This is a genomic window from Candidatus Thiosymbion oneisti (genome assembly GCF_900092655.1).
Lineage (GTDB): Bacteria > Pseudomonadota > Gammaproteobacteria > Chromatiales > Chromatiaceae > Thiosymbion > Thiosymbion oneisti.
Map to the genome: position 1 here is coordinate 1 of NZ_FLUY01000279.1, position 1363 is coordinate 1363.

Annotated in this window: 2 protein-coding genes; one reads left to right on the forward strand and one right to left on the reverse strand. The window is 62.5% G+C overall.

Annotated features, from left to right (window positions below; translation table 11 throughout):
- Positions 1–256 precede the first annotated feature (256 nt).
- The gene (gene rluB, locus BQ17_RS02395) at positions 257–1192 is read left to right on the forward strand and encodes a 23S rRNA pseudouridine(2605) synthase RluB (RefSeq protein WP_089724125.1); all 936 of its coding nucleotides are present in this window, start codon (positions 257–259) and stop codon (positions 1190–1192) included.
- On the opposite strand, the gene BQ17_RS22285 is transcribed toward rluB, so the two are convergent.
- Positions 1158–1363, reverse strand: a 206-nt coding sequence (locus BQ17_RS22285; RefSeq protein WP_218068020.1) for a hypothetical protein, incomplete at its 5' end; no start/stop codon positions are given. The genes rluB and BQ17_RS22285 overlap by 35 nt on opposite strands.

Below are 1363 nucleotides of genomic sequence, written 5' to 3' on the forward strand. Positions count from 1 at the left end.
CAAACCCTGTCCCGACGCAGGAGGGATCTTTCTTGTCCCGACGCAGGAGGGATCTTTTCCCCCAAACAGCGCCAAATAATTCAGGATTGCTTTCGGATGGGAGTCTTTTTTCTCGCCACAAGCGGCGGGGAATTCGACCCACAGAGATTAAAAACGAAATAATCTGTGAAAATCGGCGTCATCTGCGCACAGAAAAGATCATGTGATCTTTTGTGACCGATTTGCATTCACTTGCGGTTTAAATGAGAAGTTACCGATGCCAACAGGACCCAAACACCGACCACCGCGGACCCCATCCGCCCCAGCGGCGGTCCGGCTACAGAAAGTCCTGGCAGACGCGGGTCTCGGCTCGCGCCGTGAGATTGAGGGCTGGATCCGCACCGGGCGGGTGCGGATCAATGGCAAGCTGGCCCGGCTGGGCGACCGCATCGGCCCGGCGGATCACATCCGGGTCGACGGCAAAGCGGTCAAGCGCCGGTCCGCGCGCCAGACGGAACTTCGAGTCATCGCCTACAACAAGCCGGAAGGCGAGCTGGTGACCCGCCACGACCCGGCAGGCCGACGCACCCTATTCAGCCGCCTGCCGCCCCTCAAAACCGGGCGCTGGATTGCCGTTGGCAGACTCGACATCAACTCCTCCGGCCTCTTGCTCCTGACCAACAACGGCGAGCTGGCCAACCGCCTCATGCACCCCGCCCAGGCCCTGGAGCGGGAATACGCCGTGCGCATCCTGGGCCAGGTGTCCGCGGAGACCCTGAAGCAGCTGACCCACGGCATCCTGCTCCAAGACGGACCGGCCCGTTTCGAGGCCCGTTTCGAGGAAATCGTCGAGTCGGGTGGGGAGGGCGCCAACCGCTGGTTCCACGTCCTGCTGCGCGAAGGCCGCAACCGGGAAGTGCGGCGCCTGTGGGAAGCCGTCGGCTGCCGGGTCAGCCGGCTCAAACGCGTCCGCTTCGGCAACGTCATCCTGGGGCCGCGGGTATTCGCCGGCCACTGGCGCGATCTGACCCCAGACGAACTCACAGACCTACTGGCACTTGCGGGTATGGAGCGACCCCGGACACCTGCACGCCGGGCAAGGCAGGACCGACCCCCGGCAAGGCATCGCAAGGCGGCGGTCCGCAGCCCGAGCAAGCCGGAGGGAAAGCGGGTTCGCGCTAAGACACCAGGCCACAAGCCACGGGTTCGGTGAAGGGGTCAGTTTTCCCCGCATCGGAAATGTGGGTCGGGTTCCCGACAAAAAACTTTTTGGTAGTGGTAAATTCATAAGTGTTTAAGTAGAGAGATTCATCTTTTTGATCCCCTCTCCCCAACCCTCTCCCGGCGGGAGAGGGGGCATAGCGGCCAGTGCTGTTGGTCATGT

Bases quoted from the DNA above. Each gene is read 5' to 3' on its own strand.
- rluB (WP_089724125.1), top strand. From the start codon at position 257: ATGCCAACAGGACCCAAACACCGACCACCGCGGACCCCATCCGCCCCA.